Origin of the sequence: Nocardia sp. BMG51109, from assembly GCF_000526215.1 — a bacterium.
Taxonomy (GTDB): Bacteria; Actinomycetota; Actinomycetes; order Mycobacteriales; family Mycobacteriaceae; genus Nocardia.
This window is the reverse complement of the sequence record NZ_JAFQ01000004.1, coordinates 486,512-503,446: the sequence shown is the minus strand read 5'-3', so window position 1 is coordinate 503,446 and position 16,935 is coordinate 486,512. Positions and strand designations below refer to the sequence as shown.

The 16,935-nt window shown below is 70.1% G+C and carries 13 protein-coding genes; 10 read left to right on the top strand and 3 right to left on the bottom strand.

Going from position 1 to position 16,935, the window contains the following annotated elements:
• The first annotated feature begins 74 nt into the window (after positions 1–74).
• From D892_RS0103655 to D892_RS0103635, 4 genes are all read left to right on the top strand, one after another.
• On the top strand, positions 75–1,088 hold the full coding sequence (locus tag D892_RS0103655; RefSeq protein WP_024799949.1) for a glycine betaine ABC transporter substrate-binding protein: 1,014 nt from the start codon (positions 75–77) through the stop codon (positions 1,086–1,088).
• A gap of 82 nt (positions 1,089–1,170) precedes the next feature.
• Positions 1,171–2,133 (top strand): DMT family transporter, encoded by a 963-nt coding sequence (locus D892_RS0103650; protein ID WP_024799948.1) that lies wholly within the window; start codon positions 1,171–1,173, stop codon positions 2,131–2,133.
• Positions 2,134–2,187: 54 nt separating this feature from the next.
• Positions 2,188–4,689, top strand: a complete 2,502-nt coding sequence (locus D892_RS43425; protein ID WP_024799947.1) for a phosphatase PAP2 family protein — start codon at positions 2,188–2,190, stop codon at positions 4,687–4,689.
• 73 nt (positions 4,690–4,762) lie between these two features.
• Positions 4,763–5,476 carry a hypothetical protein gene (locus D892_RS0103635; RefSeq protein WP_156959363.1) on the top strand — a complete coding sequence of 238 codons (714 nt, stop codon included), beginning with the start codon at positions 4,763–4,765 and terminating at the stop codon, positions 5,474–5,476.
• A gap of 41 nt (positions 5,477–5,517) precedes the next feature.
• Here D892_RS0103635 and D892_RS0103630 read toward each other — a convergent pair whose 3' ends face one another.
• A complete protein-coding gene (locus tag D892_RS0103630; protein ID WP_024799945.1) occupies positions 5,518–6,153 on the bottom strand; it encodes a TetR/AcrR family transcriptional regulator in 636 nt (211 codons plus the stop codon).
• Positions 6,154–6,213: 60 nt separating this feature from the next.
• Here D892_RS0103630 and D892_RS0103625 point away from each other — a divergent pair, with 60 nt between their 5' ends.
• The 5 genes from D892_RS0103625 to D892_RS0103605 all read left to right on the top strand — a co-directional run bounded on the left by D892_RS0103625 (position 6,214) and on the right by D892_RS0103605 (position 12,109).
• Complete coding sequence (locus D892_RS0103625; RefSeq protein WP_024799944.1) at positions 6,214–7,803, top strand: NAD(P)/FAD-dependent oxidoreductase; 1,590 nt, start codon at positions 6,214–6,216, stop codon at positions 7,801–7,803.
• Positions 7,800–8,660 carry an SDR family oxidoreductase gene (locus tag D892_RS0103620; protein ID WP_024799943.1) on the top strand — a complete coding sequence of 287 codons (861 nt, stop codon included), beginning with the start codon at positions 7,800–7,802 and terminating at the stop codon, positions 8,658–8,660. Before D892_RS0103625 ends, D892_RS0103620 begins: the two co-directional genes overlap by 4 nt.
• Before the next feature lie 20 nt (positions 8,661–8,680).
• A complete protein-coding gene (locus D892_RS0103615; RefSeq protein ID WP_024799942.1) occupies positions 8,681–9,601 on the top strand; it encodes an alpha/beta hydrolase in 921 nt (306 codons plus the stop codon).
• A 118-nt stretch (positions 9,602–9,719) separates the two neighbouring features.
• Positions 9,720–11,513: a long-chain fatty acid--CoA ligase gene (locus D892_RS0103610; protein WP_024799941.1), complete on the top strand. Its 1,794-nt coding sequence runs from the start codon at positions 9,720–9,722 to the stop codon at positions 11,511–11,513.
• Positions 11,514–11,680: 167 nt separating this feature from the next.
• Positions 11,681–12,109 carry a VOC family protein gene (locus D892_RS0103605; protein WP_024799940.1) on the top strand — a complete coding sequence of 143 codons (429 nt, stop codon included), beginning with the start codon at positions 11,681–11,683 and terminating at the stop codon, positions 12,107–12,109.
• A gap of 14 nt (positions 12,110–12,123) precedes the next feature.
• Here D892_RS0103605 and D892_RS0103600 read toward each other — a convergent pair whose 3' ends face one another.
• On the bottom strand, positions 12,124–13,146 hold the full coding sequence (locus D892_RS0103600; protein WP_369801806.1) for a S1C family serine protease: 1,023 nt from the start codon (positions 13,144–13,146) through the stop codon (positions 12,124–12,126).
• Positions 13,147–13,494: 348 nt separating this feature from the next.
• On the opposite strand from D892_RS0103600, the gene D892_RS0103595 reads away from it, so the two are divergent.
• The gene (locus D892_RS0103595; RefSeq protein WP_024799938.1) at positions 13,495–15,156 is read left to right on the top strand and encodes a molybdopterin-dependent oxidoreductase; all 1,662 of its coding nucleotides are present in this window, start codon (positions 13,495–13,497) and stop codon (positions 15,154–15,156) included.
• 291 nt (positions 15,157–15,447) lie between these two features.
• On the opposite strand, the gene D892_RS0103590 is transcribed toward D892_RS0103595, so the two are convergent.
• Positions 15,448–16,929: a DHA2 family efflux MFS transporter permease subunit gene (locus tag D892_RS0103590; protein ID WP_024799937.1), complete on the bottom strand. Its 1,482-nt coding sequence runs from the start codon at positions 16,927–16,929 to the stop codon at positions 15,448–15,450.
• Positions 16,930–16,935: the final 6 nt, after the last annotated feature.

The following is a 16,935-nucleotide window of genomic DNA, read 5'->3' as shown; positions in this document are numbered from 1 at the left end:
CGTCGGGGCGGTCGTCGTCGGGCCGCCGGTACTGTCAGCCGGGCGAACGATCTGTCGGGAGTTGGTGTCAGCGGATGGAATTGGCCGCATCGGTGCGGACGGCGGCCTGCGCCGTGGTCGCGGCCGTGACCGCCACACTGGTCGTATCCTGCTCGGCCGATGCGCCCGGGCCGGAGATCACCGTCGGCGCCGGGAATTCCGCGCAGTCCGAGCTGATCGCCGAGATCTACGCCGGGGCGCTCGCCCGGGCCGGTGCGCGGACCGTCACCGAGCCGCGACTGGGCGAGCGGGCCGACTACCTGTCCGCGCTCGACGCCGACCGGGTGCAGCTGGTCGGCGACCAGAGCGGTGATCTGCTGGCCGCCTTCGACTCCGGATCGCCCGCCCGGCTCCCGGACAAGGTGACGACCGAGGCGGCGAAGAAGGAGCCGGGGGAGAAGGCGGCCGCCTCGGCCGGGACCCCGGTGTCGGCGGACGAGGACCTTCCCGATGTCGCCGACGCGGTCAGCCGTGCTCTGCCCGAGGGTCTGGCGGTGTCCGATATCGCCAACGGCACCGATCTGCGCCCCGCCCTGGTGTTCTCGCGTGCGTCGGCGGCCCCGTATCCGGATTCGCTGCCGGAGCTGGCGGCCCGCTGCGGCGAGCTGGCCGTCGGCATCGCCACCGGCAGCGAGCTCGACCCGCTGCGCCCGTCGCCCGACCCGCACCGCGATGTGCTCGATCCGCTGCGCACGGTCTACGGCTGCGACATCACCCGGTTCACCGTCTACCCGAGCGATACCGCCCTGCGGGAGGCGCTGCGGGACGGGCAGGTCACCGCGGGTGTGCTGACCGCCCCGGCCGCCCTGCTGCCCGGCGGTACCGGTGATCTGATGCCGATCGCCGATCCCGGCTACGCCTTCCGCGCCCGCAACGTCATGCCGCTGTTCCGCAAGGGCGCCCTCACCGCGCAGCAGATCAAGAAGCTGAACACCGTCGCCGGCGAGCTGACGACCGACGAGTTCACCGTCCTGATCCGCCGCCTGCGCGACGACCACACCCCGGCCCCCGAACTGGCCCGCGGCTGGCTGGACGACCACGATCTCTGACCGGCCCGCGGGGGATATGCCGCGCGGATCCGATCGGCGCCCGGCGTAAAGTCGGACGGAGATCACCTAGCTGGGGGTCCGCATGGTCTTGGTAGTTGCGCTGGGGGTGCTGGCCGCGTTCCTGTTCGCGACGGCCGGATTCCTGCAGCAGCGGGCGGCCCGAGCCGTGGTGGCCGAGGATCCGCACGCGGCCCGGGTGCCCGGGCTGTCGACGCTGATGCGTCGGCTGGTCCGCAGCCGGACGTGGCTGCGCGGCTGGCTGACCAATCTCGCCGGCTTCCTGACCCAGGCGGCCGCACTGCAGGTGGGTTCCGTGGCGTCGGTGCAGCCGCTGATGTCGACGCAGCTGTTGTTCGCCGTGCCGCTGGAGGCGGCCGGTCGGCAGCGGCGGCCACATGCGCGCGATCTCGGGTACGCGATGCTCGTGTGCGCGGGGCTGGCGGTGCTGTTCAGCGTCGAGGGTGCGGCGCCGCTGTCCGGCGATCCGGAGCGCAGCCGGGTGCTGCTGGCGACGGCGTCGGCGGCGGCGCTGGTGGCACTGCTGGCGGTGGCCAGCACCCGCTGCTCGATCCGCGTCGCCGCCACCCTGGTCGCCGTCGCCGCGGGGATCTGCTTCGCGATGAGCGCCGTGTTCATGAAGCTGACCACCGATGACCTGCTGCACCGTGGCGTGCCGGCCACGGCGGTGGACTGGCCGGGATATCTGCTGGCGTTGTCCACGCTCACCGGCCTGCTGCTGGAACAGGCCGCGTTCGCCGGCGGGCCGCTGCCGTGGGCGATCGCGGCGATGAGCGTGACCAACCCGGTGGCCAGCTATGCGGTCGGCATTCTGGCGTTCCGGGTCGCCGTTCCCTCGGATCCCGGTTCGCTCGCCGGTATCGCGATCGCGGGCGCGCTGGTGGCCTGGGGGGTTTCCGGCCTGGCGCATTCTCCGCTGGCACAGGCGTTCTATGCCGCCGATGACGCGGCCGAGCAGGACGCCCCCGGCACCGAAACCGTGAGCGGTTGCCCCGATACCGGGCGCCCGGCCGACGACCGCCGGTAACCAGTCTTACGAAAGATCTTGAACGGCCGTGACTTTGTGTTATGAGTTGTGGTTGTGGGTAACCCATCGCGGCCCGCTCTGTGGCGGGACATCGCGGTCGGGCTGGTTGTCTTCGGGCTGTATCTGCTGGTCGATACGCTGCACAGCCCCGAGCGGCGGGCCGCGGCCGATGCCGGCGCGCACTTGTTGTTCCGGATCGAGCGGTGGTCGCGGCTCGATATCGAATTGTCGCTGAACCGCTGGCTGGCCGGACACGAGACGCTCGCAACCGTGGCCAACTACGAGTACGCGTTCACCTATATCGTGACCGCGTTCGTGCTGCTGTTCTGGATGTATTTCCGCAGGCCGGCCGACTATCCGCGGGCCAGGGACTCGTTTCTGCTGTTGAATGTGCTCGCCATCGCGTGCTTCGCGGTCTATCCGGTGACGCCGCCGCGGCTGCTGCCGGATCTCGGCTTCATCGACACCGTTGTCGTGGGCGGGACCTGGGGTTCGTGGGGCACACCGCTGGTGGACGGCACCAATCAGCTGGCGGCGCTGCCGTCGCTGCACGTGGGCTGGGCGTTCTGGGTGAGCGTGGTGCTGGCCCGCATCGCCGAGGGCCTGGTCGTGCAGCTGCTCAGTGCCCTGCACGTGCTCGTCACGGTGTACGTCATCCTCGCCACCGGGAATCATTTCCTGCTCGACGCCGTCGCCGCGGCCGTATTCGTCGCGATCGCCATGCTGCTGGTGGACCGTTGGTACGCGCGGTCGTCGGTGGTGCCCCCGGCGGACGCCTTCTTCCTGCACATCGAGGATGCCGGGGTGCCACAGCAGGTCGGCGGGATGGTGGTGCTGCGGCCCGGCCCCGGCCGCAATGCCACCGTGACGGACGTGCGCGCGCTGGTCCGCGGCGAACTCGCCAACCTGCCCCGGTTCCGCCAGCGCCTGCGGCTCGGCGGCCGTTTCCGCCGCGCCCGCTGGGTCGACGCGGATATCGACTGGACCTGGCACGTCACCGAGCATGTTCTCGAAACCGGCTCCTCCCCAGCACATTCCGGTGGCACCGGGAACGGTTCGCCCGCTGCCTCCCGGACAGACGCCGGAACCCTCACCCGAGCAGGAGAGTCGGTGGAGGCGACCGAACATGCCGCGCCGCTCGGGTCGGCGGATGGTCCGGCGGGTCCGTCGCACGGCTCGGCGGGGTGGTCGGACGGCGTATCGAGCGTGCCGGAGGCGTCTCAGGGGTCGCTGGGGCTGCCCGATGGAGCGGCCGGGGTGTCGGATGAATCTGCGGGGCGATCGGACGGCTTGCCGAGGGGGACGGAGATACCGCGCGGGTCGGGAAGGTTGTCTGAGGGAGTGTCCGGGGTGTCGGACGGATCGGCGGGGACATGCGGGTCGAGGGGTGCGGTGGGGCCGTCGCACGAGGGGGCGGTGGCTGGTCCTGCGGATACCGAGAGTGCGCTCGCCGCAACGGTGCCGGAGTCGGATGCCCTGATCGATACCCCCTGGACCGCCGAGATCGCCCGGGTGGTCAGCGAATTGGCGGCGGATCCGCTGCCGCGCGACCGGCCGCTGTGGCGGCTGGTGCTGGTGCGGGATCCGGTGGCGGGGGCGGTGGGTGTCGTGCTGCTGTTGCACCACACCGTCGCCGACGGGATCGGGACCGTGGTGCAGGCGTTGCATCTGCTGCGGCCGGCGATCGATCTCGCCGTCGGCGATCGGCGCGGCCCCGGCCGGGTGGCCCGGGTGGCGGCTACGGCGACGGGGTTCGCCCAGCTCGCCACGGATGCCCGGCCGCCGGGGCGGGTGCCCGGCGGATCGCCGCGGCGCACCTTCTCCGTGGTGGCGCTGGATCTGGAAACGGTTCGGGCGGTGGCGCGTTCGCGCGGGGCGCGGGTCACCGACGTCCTGCTCACCGTCATGGTCACCACGCTGCACCGGATGCGCCCGGAGTGGACCGAACCGCTGCGCGGGCGGCTGCGGGTGGCGGTGCCGCTGATGGTGCGCGAACCCACCTCCGCGGCCGAGGGCAATCTCACCGCGGCCGTCATGACCGACGTGCCGTTCGACTCCCGCAGCCCGGCCGGCCTGCTGACCGACATCCGCGCCCGCAGTGCCCGGCTGCACAGCGGAACCCGCGCGCTGGCATCGCATTTCGTCATGTCCACCGGCCTGCGGCTGCTGCCCGAACCGGCCGTCGGCTGGTTCGCCCGCAGCGTGTACGGCGGCGGCTTCTTCCACGCCATCGTGTCGAATATGGCCGGCCCGACCGGGGCGATGACCTTCGCGAATGTGCCGATCGCCCAGGTGTTTCCGATCCTGCCGCCGGCGCCCGGGGTGCCGCTGGTCGCGGGCGTGCTGAGCTGGCACGGGGTGCTGGGAATCGGGCTGTCGGTCGATCCGGCGCTGCTGGACCCGGCCGCCTTCGCCGACGAGTTGCCCAGGGTGCTGGCCGAATTGGCCGAACCCGCCGTCGCCGAACCGGGTCCGTCGGTCGCGCCACCGCCGCCTGCGGCGGCTCCGGTGACCGATGGCGCCCGCGATCGGTCCGGTTACGAACACGAAACCTGAAGGGGCTGTCGCGCGGGGTGTACCGGGCTTAACGTAGAAGTCTCGCTGTCACTTCGGCGCTCGGAGCCCGACAATGCGTACTCGTGAATACTCGGACGGTCCGTCGCCTCGGTCTCGTCACCGGCGCGCCCGGTTCACCGTGCTGTTCGCCGCGATGGCGACCGCCTTCTGCACCGCGGTGGCACCCGCGGCCGACGCCGCACCGAGTCTCACGATCTCGCCGGGCATGGCCATCCGGACCGACGACGAACAGTGTTCGGTGGGCCTGACCGGCCGCATCGGCGCCACGTCCTACGCGGTGACGGCGGGTCACTGCTACGAACCCGGTGCCCGGGTCTACGCCGAGAACGGCGCGCCCATCGGCTGGTTCGAGGCGGGCGTGCCCGACGGCGACGTCGACCATCTCGGTTTCGCCCTGGTGCGGTTGTCCGGCGACGTCTCGACAGGCGCCTCGGCGGGCCGGTTGTTGATCACCGCGGTCGACGGCAATCCGGCCGTGGGCCAGCGGGTCTGCAAGACCGGTGCGCGCACCGGGACCACCTGCGGGGTGGTCACCACGGTCACCGGCACCCACGTGCTGACCACGTTCCTCGTCGACCACGGCGATTCCGGCGGGGTCGTCTACACCGAAACCGGTTCGGGCACGGCCGTCTTCGTCGGCATGGTGGTGGGGATGGGTCCCGATTTCGCGCTCGTCGAACCGGCCGCCTATCTGACCGATCTCATCCGGCGGCGCGGGCCGTCGGGTGCCGACCAGTTCCGCTGGCAGGTCACCGACAATCGTTGATCGGGTAGGTCATTCCCTTCACTCCCGCAGTGCTGCCGTGATCATTCCCGCAGTGCTGCCGTGAGGTCCTGATTCAGGGCCAGCGCCGGCAGCGATTCGACCAGCATGTCGATCAGCTGCTCGCGGCCGATGGTCTCGTGCCGCAGCCAGCTCAGCGTGGTCTCCTCCACGAAGGCGATCCAGCCGCGCACCGCCAATCGCAGCCGCGGCCGATCCGGATCCTCGGCCGGGATCGGCGCCTCGGCGAGGATGCGGTCGACGATGGTGCCGCGGGTCTGGTCGACCAGTTCCACCAGTTCCGGGCTGGCGCTGGCCGGACCGCGCAGCAGCGCGAGATACGAGGTGCGGTTCTCGGCGACGTAGTGGATGTAGCGGGACACCGCGTCGCGCAGCATGTCGAACAGCCCGAGATTCTGATCCGGGGCGGTACGGGCCAGGAGTTCGGCGTTGGCCCGCCGCACGATCGCCAGGTGGAAGTCCTGTTTGGACGGGAAATAGTGGAACAGCAGCCCCCGCGAGATGCCCGCTTGTTCGGCGATATCGCCGACGGAGATGTCCTCGAGGGCGCGCTCGCCGAGCATCGCGACGCCCAGCACGATCAGCTGCTCGCGCCGCTCGTCGGGGCTCAGTCGCACCCGCTTGCCGCTCTCACCAGGTCCTCTCACCACGAGATCCATACTACTGAACGCGGGTCAATACTGTTGACTCCCGCTTAATAAGGTCCTACTCTCGGGTATATGAGTCGCAAGGTTACAGACAACGGCCGCGATGCGGGGGCCGGAGAGGGCGGCGTGACCGGCCGCCGAGACTCCGCGGGCGCCCGGCACGTGCACGTTCTGATCGTCGGCAGCGGATTCTCGGGTCTGGGCCTGGCGATCCGGCTCGAGCAGCAGGGTCGTGACGACTACCTGGTGATCGAGCGCGGCGACGACGTCGGCGGCACCTGGCGGGACAATACGTACCCGGGTGCGGCCTGCGACGTGCCGTCGCAGCTGTACTCCTACTCCTTCGCGCTGAACCCGGACTGGTCGCGCTCGTTCTCCCGGCAGCCGGAGATTCAGCGCTACATCCGCGACGTCGCCGAACGGTACGGGGTGCGCGACAAGCACCTGTTCGGTTGCGAGATGACCGATGCCCGGTGGAACGATGCCGACGCGCGCTGGGAGGTGCAGACCACCGAGGGCGCGTTCACCGCCGACATCGTGGTCTCCGCGGTCGGCGCGCTGTGTGAGCCGAACCTCCCGGATATCAAGGGCATCAACGACTTCCAGGGGCAGATCAGCCACTCCGCGCGCTGGGATCACGACTCGGACCTGACCGGTAAGCGGGTCGCGGTGATCGGCACCGGCGCCTCGGCGATCCAGATCGTGCCCTCGATCGCGCCGCAGGTCGCGCACCTGGACGTCTACCAGCGCACCGCGCCGTGGCTGCTGCCGCGGCTCGACCGCCCGTACACGCTGCCGGAGCGGCTGGCCTTCAAGCACCTGCCGGGTGTGCAGCGGCTCGCCCGCGGCGCCATCTACGCCGCCCGGGAGACGCAGGTGGTGGGCCTGGCGAAGTTCCCGCCGGCGATGCGGGTGATGGAGATGCTGGCGCGCGCCAAGCTCGCCTACGAGGTGCGCGATCCGCAGCTGCGCCGCAAGGTCACCCCGAACTTCCGCATCGGCTGTAAGCGCATGCTGCTGTCCAACGAGTACTACCCGGCGCTGGGCCGCGACAACGTCGACGTGGTCACCGACGGCATCCAGGAGATCCGGGCGAACTCGATCGTGACCACCGACGGCACCGAGCGGGAGATCGACGCGCTGATCGTCGCCACCGGTTTCCACGTCACCGACTCGCCCGCCTACGACGTCGTCACCGGGCGCGGCGGGCGCACCCTGGCGGAGATCTTCGACGATTCCGGGCAGCAGGGCTACAAGGGTTCGGCGATCGCCGATTTCCCGAACCTGTTCTTCATGCTCGGTCCGAACGTGGGCCTGGGCCACAGCTCGATGGTGTACATGATCGAGTCGCAGATCAACTACATCGCCGACGCGATCGCCACCGTCGACCGGCTCGGCCTGCGCACCGTCGAGGTGCGAAAGGACGTGCAGGACAAGTTCAATCGCGAGTTGCAGGGCAAGCTGGTGGGCAGCGTCTGGAGCACCGGCGGCTGCGCCAGCTGGTATCTGGACAAGCACGGCAACAACACCACGCTCTGGCCCGATTTCACCTTCCGCTTCCGTAGGATGCTGGAAAAGTTCGATGTGTCCGCGTACGACACGACCTCGAATGTCAACGGTGCCGAGGTCCGGTCCGATCTGAAAGTGGTGGCTGCACAGTGACGGAGCTTGCCGGCGAACCCTCGGCGAGGCGCGAGGACGCCTACTTCCGGGGCAAGGTCTGCGTGATCACCGGGGCGGGGTCCGGCATCGGCCGCGCCCTGGCCGAGAATCTGGCCCGCCGCGGCGCGAAACTCGCGCTGTCCGATATCGATACCGAGGGCCTGGCCGAAACCGTCCGGCGCTGCGAAGCTTCCGGTGCGGAGGTGAAGTCGGACCGGCTGAACGTCGCCGAGCGGGAGGCCGTGCTGCTGTACGCCGACGAGGTGAACAAGCACTTCGGCGTCGTGCATCAGGTCTACAACAACGCCGGTATCGCCTTCCACGGTGAGGTGACAGAGTCCCAGTTCAAGGACATCGAGCGCATCATGGATGTCGATTTCTGGGGAGTCGTCAACGGCACCAAGGCATTCCTGCCGATGCTGATCGAATCCGGTGCGGGACACGTGGTGAACGTGTCCAGCCTGTTCGGGTTGATCGCGGTCCCGGGCCAAAGTGCCTACAACGCCGCGAAATTCGCGGTGCGCGGCTTCACCGAATCGCTGCGGCAGGAGATGCTGGCCCGTCGCCATCCGGTCAAGGTCACCTGCGTGCACCCCGGCGGCATCAAGACCGCGGTGGCCCGCAACGCCACCTACGCCGAGGGGATCGACGCCAAGCAGTTCGCCTCGTTCTTCGACAAGAAGCTGGCGATGCACACCCCGGAGATGGCCGCGCAGACCATCCTCGACGGCGTGCGCAAGGGGCACGGCCGGGTGCTGATCGGCTGGGAGGCCAAGGCGCTCGACCTGTTCGTCCGCACCACCGGCTCCTACTACCAGCGCATCGCGAATCTGGTGAACCGCCGCTTCCTGCCGTGATCTCCGTGAAAGTGCCTGCCATGCCTGCTGTTTCACTCCCGCCGCCGGTGGCGCGGGCGGTCCTGCATCCCGTCTTCCGATACGCGATGCACCATCGGTTGCCGTGGCGGGCTCAACGGGCCCTGCTCGATGCCGGATCGGTGCTGCAGACGCTGCCGGCGGGCACCCGGGTGGACCGGCAGCGGCTCGGTGGCCGCCCGGCCGAGCGCATCACCGTCGGCGGCGCGGCGGATCGGATGCCGGGCGTCGTGCTCTATCTGCACGGCGGCGGCTACACCGTCTGCTCGCCCACCACGCACCGCTCGCTGGCCGCACATCTGGCCCGCGACACCGGCCGCCCGGTGCACGTGCTCGACTACCGGCTGGCCCCGGAACACCCCTTCCCGGCGGCGCTGGACGACGCCGAGGCCGCCTTCCTGGAGCTGGCCTCGGCCGGATCGCGGCCGGAAGATATTGCGATATCCGGTGATTCGGCCGGCGGGGGCCTGTCGCTGGCGCTCGCGCTGCGGCTGCGCGACAGGCACGGAATCCGGCCCGCCGCACTGGGTCTGATCGCGCCGTGGGCCGATCCGAACCAGGTCCCCGACCGCGAGCGGGATCTGGTGATCAACAAGCCGTGGTCGCGCGCCTGCGCGGCGGCGTATCTCGGCGACGGCGACGCCCTGGACACCGGCTACGCGCCGCTCCTGGCCGATCTGCGGGGCCTCCCGCCGACCTACGTGCAGGTCGATGCGGGCGAACTGCTGCACGAGCAGTGCCTGCGCCTCGTCGCGATCCTGCGGGACGCCGGGGTGAGCACGCAGTTCAGCGTGACCCGCGGGCTGTGGCATGTCGCGCAGCTGCAGGCATCGCTCGTCGAACCCGCCGCGGCGGCGACGCGCGAACTGGCCGCGTTCCTCGGCGAATCGCTGCAAGCAGGACAAACGCGGTCCATAGGATAGAGGTCGGGCGCTTCGCGGCGCGGGCCGCGGCGTCCGGGAGTCAACCGGGCGGTCGGGCGGGCACGACCGATCCGGGTGGCGTAAATTACCGGTGAGTAAACCACGTGGAAGGGCACCGATGCGAGAGTTCGAAGTCCCGGCGACCTACACCATTCCCGAGGACGCCAACATGTCCGACGGGGCCTTCCGGCATGCCGAGCGCACGCCCGGACTGGTGGTCTTCAATCGCCCCGACGGCAAGGGCGGCTGGACCGATGTCACCGCCACCGAGTTCGCCGGAACCGTCACGGCCGTGGCCAAGGGACTGATCGCCGCCGGCATCGAGCTCGGCGACCGGGTCGGCATCCTGGCGCCCACCCAGTACGACTGGGTGGTCCTGGACTTCGCCATCTGGGCCGCCGGCGGCTGTACCGTCGCCATCTACGACAGCTCCTCGGCCGAGCAGGCGCGCTGGATCCTGGAGGATTCCGCGACCAAGCTGCTGGTGGTCGAGAACGCCACGCACCGCGCCACCATCGCCGAGATCGAGTCCGGCCTGCCGGAACTGCGCGAGGTGCTGCAGCGCGACGCCGGCGCGATCGACGACCTGATCGCCCGCGGCAAGGACCTCGACGACCAGGCCGTGCACGAGCGCCGCCAGCAGGTGAAGGCGGCCTCCCCGGCCACGCTGATCTACACCTCCGGCACCACCGGTCGCCCCAAGGGCGTCATGCTCACGCACGCCAACCTCTACGCCGAGTCGGCCGCCGACCGCTCGGCGATGCATCACGACCTGCAGCCGGGCAAGCGCTCGCTGCTGTTCCTGCCGCTGGCGCACGTCTTCGCGCGCGCGGTGGCCCTGGCGGCGTTCGACGCGGGGGTGACCGTGGCGCACACCGCCGACTGGTCGACGCTCGTCGAGCAGTTCGGGCAGTACAAGCCCGATTTCATCCTGTCGGTGCCGCGCGTGTTCGAGAAGGTGTTCAACGGCGCCAAGCAGAAGGCGCACGACGGCGGCAAGGGCAAGATCTTCGACGTCGCCGCCGAGACCGCCATCGCCTACAGCCGCTCGCTGGACGAGGGCGGTCCCGGCCTGGTGCTCAAGGCCAAGCACGCGCTGTTCGACAAGCTGGTCTACGGCAAGCTGCGCGAGGCGATGGGCGGACGCTGCCAGTCGTCGGTGTCCGGCGGTGGTCCGCTCGGCGCACGACTGGGGCACTTCTTCCGCGGTGCGGGCGTGACCATCTACGAGGGCTACGGCCTCACCGAGAGCACCGCCGCGGTGTCGGTGAACACCCCCGACCACATCCGGGTCGGTTCGGTCGGCCGCCCGCTGCCCGGGCACGCGGCCAAGATCGCCGACGACGGCGAGCTGCTGCTGCGCGGCCCGGTCGTCTTCGGTGGCTACTGGAACAATCCGGCCGCCACCGAGGAGGCGTTCGCCGACGGCTGGTTCAAGACCGGTGATCTGGGCTCCCTCGACGAGAACGGCTTCATCACCATCACCGGCCGCAAGAAGGAGATCATCGTGACCGCCGGCGGCAAGAACGTGTCGCCGGCCGTTCTCGAGGATTCGCTGCGGGCGCATCCGCTGATCAGCCAGGTGATGGTGGTCGGCGACGGCAAGCCGTTCATCGCCGCGCTGGTCACCCTCGATCCGGAGGCGGTGCCGGGCTGGAAGGAGCGCCACAACCTGCCCGCCGACCTGCCCACCGAGAAGCTGATCGAGCTGCCGGAGCTGCGGGCCGACGTGGACGCCGCGGTGGCGGAGACCAACAAGCTGGTCTCGCATGCCGAGCAGATCAAGAAGATCCGCATCCTGCCGGTCGACTGGACCCAGGAGACCGGGGAGCTGACGCCGAAGATGTCGCTGAAGCGGGCCGTGGTGATGAAGAACTACGCCGCCGACGTGGAGGCGATCTACAACGGCTGACGGGCCGGGCCGATCGGTCGAATGCCGGAAAACGGACCTCGGTCCGTGCGGATTCGCAGTGCTGGAAGCGATGAACTCGTAGTGTGGCCGTCGTCCTACTTTGTGGGACGGCGGCCACTGCCAGTCCGTCTGCCCGGTTCCGTACTTCGCGTTCGAGGAGGCAACCCGTGACGGCTGTGAATCCCTATTTGATGTACAACGGCAACGCCGAGGAGGCGTTCACCTTCTACCAGTCCGTATTCGGCGGTGAATTACAGATCGTCCGCTTCGCCGATATGGGCGACGGCGGTGGCGGAAATCTGCCCGAGGAGGCGAAGAACCTGGTCGCCCACGCCGCGCTGCCGCTGCGCGGCACCGACCACCTGCTGATGGCCTCCGACTGTCCGCCGGGTCAGACCGTCAACACCACGGCCCCGGCCTATGCGGTGTCGGTCGATGTGGACAGCCGGGAGGAGGCCGAACGGATTTTCCGGGAGCTGTCGGCCGGCGGCGACGTGTCCCTGCCGATCGGTAAGACCGAATGGGCCGAGCTGTTCGGCATGGTCACCGACAAGTTCGCCGTGCCGTGGATGGTGGGCTACACCCCTGCTCCTTGATCGCGCGGCCGGTGTCAGCCGACCGGGCCCTTCGCCAGTTCGACCTTGCTCGTCTGGCTTCGGCCGGTGCCGTCGGTCCAGGTGACGTTCACGTTATCGCCGGGGTGATGCGTGTCCATCGTGGCGATCAGGGCGTTGGCGGAGTCGATGCGGTCGCCGTCGATCTCGGTGAGCACGGCGCCCGGGGTCAGGCCGAGCCGGTCGGCGGGGCCGCCGCGGACGACGTTGCGCACCAGCGCGCCGCTGCCGTTGGCGTCGCTGACGCTGAGGCCGAGGAAGGCGGTCGGGCCGATGTGCACGGTGTCGGAGGCCTTGCCGGCCTGGATCTGCCCGGCGATCGACTTCGCCTTGTCGATCGGTATGGCGAAGCCCTGACCGCCGCCGGTGCCCATCCGGAAGCCTTGGGAGGCAGCGGTGTTGACGCCGATGACCTGGCCCGACTTGTTCACCAGCGGACCGCCGGAATCGCCGGGCTGAATGTCGGCCGCCACCTGGATGAGCCCGGTCAGCTCCTCCGAACTGCCGGAGGATTCGTCGGAGGCGGTGATCGAGCGGTCCAGGGCGGTGACCTTGCCGGACGCCGCGCTCGGGCTGCCGGTGCCGCCGGCGTTGCCGACGCCGACGATCTCGTCGCCGACCGCGACCTTGCCGGAATCGCCGAGCGGCGCGGTCGGCAGCCCGGAGGCATCGGACAGGCGCAGCACCGCCAGATCGTTCGTGCGGTCGTAGCCGACGACGGTGGCCTGGTAGGTCTTGCCGTTGCCGACACTGGTCGCCTCGATCCGGGTGGCGCCCTCGACGACGTGATTGTTGGTCAGCACGTCGCCGTCGGAGGTCAGCACGATTCCGGTGCCCGCGCCGCCACCGCCCTGCAGGCCGAGTTCCGTGTTCACCAGGACGATGCCCTGCGCCGCCTGCTGGGCCGCGGCGTCCAGGTCGGCCTGGGTCTGCGCATCGGAGATCCGCACGACGCTGCCCGACTGCGCCGGTGGCATGTTCGGGTCGTGCCGCTGGGTGTCGAACCGCGCGGCCACCATGCCGATGGCGACGGCAAGGGCCAGCACGATGGCCGCCACCACGGTGAAGCTCAGTCCGTTCCGGCGCGGTGGCCGGTTCGGCGGCAACGGTCCGGGTGGACCCGGGGGCGGCCAACTGCCCTGATTCGGATGCAAGGTCATCACGTCCTCGAATGGTCCAGTATCCCTGTCTCCATTAAGCGCGCGATTCCTGAGAGAGGGCTGGGGAGGGGTCCGCGGAACCGCCGCACGTGGCGAACGCCACGCCGCACGGCCCGGACGCCGCCGATTCTGACGAATCTGTGACGGGCGGGGCCGGCCTGGGCATTCGGTGGTGGCAGCGGGCCGGATCGGACGTACTCTCGCGCTATGACCGGATCGGGACTGCGTGCGGTCGGCGGGATCGTGGCCGCGGGGCTGGCGCTGGGCATCGCGGAACTGGTGTCGGTGCCGATCGACTCCGGCAGCACGCCACTGACGGCGATCGGGTCGACGGTGGTGGACCGAACGCCCGACCGGGTGCGGGAGTGGGCCATCGACGCCTTCGGCACCAACGACAAGCTGGTGCTGTTCCTGGCGATGGCGGCCGTCGCGGTGGCGGTGGCGGCCTTGGCGGGCCGGATCGAGCGGGTACGCCGCCCACTCGGGTCCGCGCTGTTCGCCGTCTTCGGGCTGGTGGCGACGATCGCGGCGGTGAACCGGCCGGCCGCCTCGTGGACCTGGATACTGCCCTCGATCCTGGGCGTGGCACTGAGCATCGCCGCGCTGCGCTGGTTCACGGGGCGCCTGGAGGCCGTGGAACCGGGCGCGTCGTACTCCGCCGATGAGTCGCCACGGCGCGGGACGGCACCCGGACCGGCGGTGGCCGCCTCCACGAGATCGGCGGACGCGGGACCGGAGGGCGTGGCTGCCGTACGTGGAAGCGGCTCGGCCGCAACCGCTTTCGGTGGATCGACCGGGGCGCTGGATCGCCGGCAGGCCGTGCGCGGGCTCGTGGGTATCGGGGTCGTGGCCGCCGTGGCCGGTGTGGCGGGGCGCGTCCTCGGAGCCCGGACGAACAGCGTCTCGGCCGAGCGCGAGGCGGTGCGGCTGCCGCCGCCGCGGGCGCCCGAGGCGCCGATCGATCCGGCCGCCGATCTCCGGATCCCCGGTCTCACGCCGTATCTCACGCCCAATGCCGATTTCTACCGGATCGACACGGCGCTCGTCGTCCCGCAGGTCAGCACCGAGACCTGGGAGCTGCGCATCCACGGCATGGTGGAACGCGAAATCCGGCTCTCCTACGCCGATCTCGTGCGCCGCCCGGCGGTCGAGCGGCTGGTGACGCTCGCCTGCGTCTCGAATCCGGTCGGCGGCGACCTGGTCGGCAACGCCCGCTGGCTCGGCTACCGGCTCGACGAACTGCTCGCCGAGGCCGGCCCGCACCCCGACGCGGATATGGTGTTGTCGCACAGCATCGACGGCTTCACCGCGGGCAGCCCGCTCGCCGCCTTCACCGACGGCCGCGACGCCCTGCTGGCCGTCGGCATGAACGGCGAACCGCTCCCCGTCGCGCACGGCTATCCGGCGCGGCTGGTGGTCCCCGGCCTGTACGGCTACGTATCGGCCACGAAGTGGGTGACCGAGCTGGAGATCACCAGATTCGATCGCGCACAGGCCTATTGGACCAAACGCGGCTGGTCGGCCAGCGGACCGATCAAGACCGCCACCCGGATCGATACGCCGCGCCAGAGCGCCCGCCCGGGCCCCGGCCGGATCACGGTGGCGGGCGTCGCCTGGGCCCAGCACCGTGGCATCTCGGCCGTCGAGGTCCAAATCGACGGCGGCCCCTGGCAACCCGCCCGCCTGGCCGCCGAACCCTCTATCGACACCTGGCGCCAGTGGACCTACGACTGGGACGCCACCCCCGGCACCCACACCCTCCGCGCCCGCGCCACCGACGGCACCGGCGAGGTCCAGACCTCCGAGTACCGCGACGTCATCCCGGACGGTGCCTCCGGCTACCCGTCGGCCCAGGTCCGAGTCGGCTGACCATCGACAGAAACCCGCGTATTCGCGGACTCCACCCCTCAGCCTGAGACGGAGGGCTCGAGCCCTGGGGAAGCATGTCATGTCTGAAGTCTTCGATTGGGCAAGGGAAGAGAACTTGCCGCCGGCCCCGATCACGCTGGAGATCTGGAAGAAGCTTCCCGAGGACTTCTGCCGCTGAATGCGGGAGACACGACAGCATCCGGTAGTGGCTGACCGGCCGAGCACAGCACATACCGAGGTAGAGTGCGGGTCCGCCAGGGCGACAGGCGTTTCCGGCGGACCCGCACCCGCTCAGCGGCCGACGTCGGCGGGGACCTTGCCGTCGGCGGGGGTGTCGGTGGGCTTGGTCTTCGCGCCGATGAACAGGGCCGAGGCGATGACGCCGATCAGGAGGATGGCGGCGGGGAGGAGCATGGCCTGGCCCAGGGCGGTGCTGAATTCGTCCAGGACGAATTCCGGGATCTTGCCCATGCCGGCGCCGCCCTCGGACATCTGATTACCGCCGCCCAGGCCCTGGGCCGCCATCCGGGCCGAGATCAGGGCGCTGATCGCCGCGCTGCCGAGCACCGACCCGACCTGGCGGGTGGTGTTGTAGACCCCCGCGCCCGCGCCGGCCTGGTGGATCGGCAGGTTACGGGTGGCCGTGGACGCCAGCGGCGCCCAGATGCAGGAGTTGGACAGTCCGGCGACCGCGGCGACGAGCAGGATCAGCGGGATGGAGCTGTGCGGCGTCATCAGCGCCGCGATCCCGAAGATCGAGGCCGCGAACAACACGAAGCCGATGGTCGGCAGGATGCGCGGCGGCATCCGGTCGGAGATCTTGCCGATCAGCGGGGCGGTGAGGCCGGTGACGATCGCCATCGGCGCGAACACCAGCGCCGATCTGGTCGGCGAGAACTCGCGCACCGCCTCCAGATAGAAGTACGCCGGCACCATGAAGGCGGTGACCGCGGCGCCCATCGCGGCGATGGCCACGCTCGACAGCGCGAAGTTGCGATCGCGGAACAGGCTCAGCGGCACCAGCGGCTCGCCGGTGTTGCGGGCCTGGTTGACCACGAACAGCGCCAGCACCACCAGCCCGGCGACGATCATGCCCCAGATCCACGCGCCCCAGTCGTGCGCGTTGCCCTCCTGGATGCCGAACACCAGCAGGAACATGCCGATCGCGCTCAGCGCCACGCCGACCATGTCGAACTTGTGCTCATGGGTTTCCAGCGCGGGCACCAGCCAGACCGCCAGCGCGAAGGCGATGATGCCGATCGGCACGTTGATGTAGAAGATCCAGTTCCAGCCCTGCCAGTCGACGAGGACGCCGCCGAGGATGGGGCCGACCAGCGTGGCCAAGCCGGCCACGCCGCCCCACAGGCCCATCGCCGCGCCGCGCTTGTCCGGCGGGAAGGTGCGGGTGATCACCGCCATGGTCTGTGGCGTCATCAGCGCGGCGCCCAGGCCCTGCACGGCACGCGCCGCGATCAGCATCTCGACGGAGCCGGAGAGACCGCACCACAGCGACGCGGCGGTGAAGACGGCCAGGCCGATCAGATAGATGTTCTTGGGGCCGTAGCGGTCGCCGAGCCGGCCCGTCACCAGCAGCGGGACCGCGTAGGTGAGCAGGTACGCGCTGGTGACCCAGATGACCTTGGTGATATCGGTGTGCAGGTCGGTCATGATGGCCGGGTTGGCCACCGCGACGATGGTCATATCCAGCAGGATCATGAAGAAGCCGACCACCAGCGCGCCGAGGGCGTGCCACGGATTGCGTTGTGTCGTCATGGGTTT